Annotated in this window: 3 protein-coding genes; all 3 read right to left on the bottom strand. The window is 73.5% G+C overall.

The genetic code is table 11. The features are described 5' to 3' along the window. Positions 1 to 233: 233 nt before the first annotated feature. The gene (locus tag HMPREF3159_RS11180) at positions 234 to 1,100 is read right to left on the bottom strand and encodes an alpha/beta fold hydrolase (RefSeq protein WP_070501092.1); all 867 of its coding nucleotides are present in this window, start codon (positions 1,098 to 1,100) and stop codon (positions 234 to 236) included. Positions 1,101 to 1,260: 160 nt separating this feature from the next. Then, positions 1,261 to 2,082 carry an exodeoxyribonuclease III gene (locus tag HMPREF3159_RS11175; RefSeq protein WP_070501091.1) on the bottom strand — a complete coding sequence of 274 codons (822 nt, stop codon included), beginning with the start codon at positions 2,080 to 2,082 and terminating at the stop codon, positions 1,261 to 1,263. A gap of 81 nt (positions 2,083 to 2,163) precedes the next feature. Continuing rightward, positions 2,164 to 3,057: a bifunctional methylenetetrahydrofolate dehydrogenase/methenyltetrahydrofolate cyclohydrolase gene (locus tag HMPREF3159_RS11170; RefSeq protein ID WP_070501090.1), complete on the bottom strand. Its 894-nt coding sequence runs from the start codon at positions 3,055 to 3,057 to the stop codon at positions 2,164 to 2,166. Positions 3,058 to 3,218: the final 161 nt, after the last annotated feature.

Raw genomic sequence — 3,218 nt, 5'->3', positions numbered from 1 at the left:
CGGGCGCGCCGCCCGGGGCCCACCCGCCGATACCGCGCACCGCGGAACCCGCCGCGCCTCGCACGCTGAGCGTCGCGCCACGCACCCGCCGCTCCATGCGCCTCACGCCGCACGCCGCGCGCCGCGCGCCGCGCGCCGAAGTTTTGTGTCCCCTACGACTCATGTGGGCCGCGACATGGGTCCTGAGCAGCACAAAACTTCGCGGCACTCGAAGTGCTCGCCGCCCGGCCCGGTCAGCCGCGGGCGGCGAGCACCTCGCGCAGGCGCGTCGCGAAGGCGGCGGGGTCGCCCGGATGGGACGGGTCGCCGACGGCGAAGCCGCCGTGGTCTCCCGGGAAGACGAGCGGCTCGGTGCCGAGCGCCTCGGCGAGGGCGCGCGTGGTGCGGGCGGTGATCGCCTCCCCCGTCTGCTCCCCCGCGGCGAGGACCAGACGGTCCCCCGCGGAGCGCAGCGCCTCGAGGTCCGGCTGGTAGGAGGTCACTGGCGCGCTCGTCCCGGACAACAGCGGGTCCTCCCGTGTGCCGTCGTCCTGACCGGGCAGGCCGAACCGGGCGGGATCGGGCAGGGGCTGGGCGAGGAACTCCTCGGTGAACTCGCCCTGCCACATGCTCATGGCGAGGAAGGCAGCGAGCCCCGCACCCCAGCCGCGCTCCTGATAGGCGCGGCCGACGGCATCGTTCGCGCGCTCGGCGAGCTCCGCATCGGGCAGGACGCTCAAGACGGGCGGCTCATGGGCGACGACCCGGCTGACGTCCTCGGGATGCGCCGTGAGCAGGGCGCGCGCGGCGACGGCGCCGCCGCTGCTGGCGAACATCTGCACCGGTGCGCCGAGATCCGTGATCAGGGTGTGGAGGTCCTCCGCCTGCAGGGACGGGTCGTTCAGGGAGCTGCCGTCACTGCGAGTGCTCCGGCCGAGTCCGCGCGGGTCGTAGGCGACCACGGTGCGGTCCGGGAGCTCGGAGATCAGGTCGGCGAAGCCGTCGGCGGTCATGGGCTGGCCGATGACCAGCAGCACCTCGCCGCCGTCGGCCGGGGGCAGCGGGCCGTGCACGTCGTGGACGATCTCGGCGTCGGGCAGGGACAGGGTGCGGGTCTCCATGGGCACAGCGTAGGACCGTGCCCGGAGGAGGAGAAGGGCGATCGGCGACAGGTCCGGCCCGCGGCCCGCGGTGCCGCCGCGGCTGCGCGCGGTCTCGAGCGCGGGGCGGACCGGGTGCCGTCGGCCGGGAGAGGCCGCGCCGACGGCGCCCGGTGAGGGCTCAGGAGTAGGTGACCACCAGCGGTGCGTGGTCGGACCAGCGGGTGTCGTAGCTGGTCGCGCGATCCACCTGCGCTGAGGTCGCCTTCTCGCCGAGCGCCGGGGTGGTCAGCTGGTAGTCGATGCGCCAGCCGGAGTCGTTGTCGAAGGCCTTTCCCCGCTGGGACCACCAGGTGTACGGGCCGGGCACGTCGCCGGCGAGACGGCGCTGGACGTCCACCCAGTCGCCCTCGACCAGCAGGCGGTCGAGATAGGCGCGCTCCTCGGGCAGGAAGCCGGCGGACTTCAGGTTGCCCTTCCAGTTCTTGATGTCGTTGTTGGCGTGGGCGATGTTGAGGTCGCCGGTGAGGGCCACGTGACGGCCGTCGGCGCGCAGCGCGTCCAGGCGCTCCATGGCCACGTCGAGGAAGGCGTACTTGTCGATCATGGTCTGCGGCTTCTCGGTGTTGCCGGAGTGCATGTAGCAGGAGATGACGGTCAGGCCGGTGCCGTCGCCGAGCGGGTCCTCGAGGTCGGCCTCGAGCCAGCGGCCGGTGTGGGTGGGCTCGGTCAGTCCCGGCAGGCCGCGGCGGACTCCCTCGAGGTCGATGCTCTCCAGCGAGGTGCGGGCGGCGATCGCGACGCCGTTGCGGCCCTTGAGCTCGGAGGCCTCGCCGACGATGGTCCAGTCCTCCCCCACCAGATCGGCGAGCAGCTCCGAGGGCGCCCGCACCTCCTGCAGGGTGATGACGTCGGCCGCGGTGGTCGCGAGCCAGTCGGCCATCCCCTTGCGGGCCGCGGCCCGCAGGCCGTTGACGTTGACGGTGGCGAGGGTGAAAGTCATGCCGACCAGTATGTCAGCGGGGCCGAGCGACCGCGACGCGGGGACGACTGGGCGGGCGGCTCTGCCCGCCCCGCCGGGGTCTCAGTCCTCGATGCCGGCAGCGTGCTCGGCCGCCTCGACGACGTTGCTCACCAGCAGCGCGCGGGTCATGGGGCCGACACCGCCGGGGTTGGGGCTGATCCAGGAGGCGACCTCGGCGACGTCCGGGTCCACGTCGCCCACGAGCTTCGCCTTCCCGCCCTCGGGGTCGTCCTGGCGGGAGACGCCGACGTCGAGCACGATCGCCCCGGGCTTGACGTCCTCGGGCCGGACCAGGTGGGCGACGCCCGCGGCGGCGACGATCACGTCGGCGCGGCGCAGGTGCGCGGGGAGGTCCGTCGTGCCGGTGTGGGTGAGGGTGACGGTCGCGTTGATCGAGCGGCGGGTCATCAGCGCGCCGATCGAACGGCCGACGGTGACGCCGCGGCCGATCACGACCACGTCCTTGCCCTTGAGGTCGAGGTCGTGCCGCACGAGCAGCTCGATCACGGCCCGGGGCGTGCAGGGCAGCGGCGTATTGATCGGCGAGTAGGCGTTCAGGACCAGACGGCCGAGGTTCGTGGGGTGGAGGCCGTCGGCGTCCTTGGCCGGGTCGATCCGCTCGAGGATCGCGTCGGTGTCGAGGTGCTTCGGCAGCGGCAGCTGGACGATGTAGCCGGTGCAGGCGGGGTCGGCGTTGAGCTCGTCGACGACCGCCTCGACCTCCTCCTGGGTGGCGTCAGCCGGGAGGTGCTTCTGGATCGAGTTCAGGCCGATCTGCTCGCTGTCGCGGTGCTTGCCGCGCACATAGGCGGCGCTGCCCGGGTCATCGCCGACCAGCACGGTCGCGAGACCGGGACGCGGGTGACCGGCGTCGACCAGGCGGGTGACGCGCTCGGCGAGCTCCTGCTTGATCGCCTTCGCGGTGGCCTTGCCGTCGAGGATCTGGGCGGTCATGACGCTCTCCTTCGATGAGGGGTCTCGGTGAGGTGGTCGGTGGGGTGGGCCCGGGAGGTCCGCCCGAGGGACCGGTGCCCTGATCGAGGGCGGTCCCGCCCCGAGCACCGGCGGGCCGATGCGGGGCGGGCGGGGTCCGGGCACAGCGGCCTCCGGACCCC

The sequence above is a fragment of the Brachybacterium sp. HMSC06H03 genome (assembly GCF_001807385.1).
In the GTDB taxonomy this organism is placed as follows: Bacteria; Actinomycetota; Actinomycetes; order Actinomycetales; family Dermabacteraceae; genus Brachybacterium; species Brachybacterium conglomeratum.
The sequence above is the reverse complement of the archived record's forward strand: the minus strand, read 5'-3'. Positions and strand labels throughout refer to the sequence as shown.

Coding starts and splice junctions, on each gene's coding strand:
- HMPREF3159_RS11170 (WP_070501090.1), bottom strand. CDS start 3,057: ATGACCGCCCAGATCCTCGACGGCAAGGCCACCGCGAAGGCGATCAAG.
- HMPREF3159_RS11175 (WP_070501091.1), bottom strand. CDS start 2,082: ATGACTTTCACCCTCGCCACCGTCAACGTCAACGGCCTGCGGGCCGCG.
- HMPREF3159_RS11180 (WP_070501092.1), bottom strand. CDS start 1,100: ATGGAGACCCGCACCCTGTCCCTGCCCGACGCCGAGATCGTCCACGAC.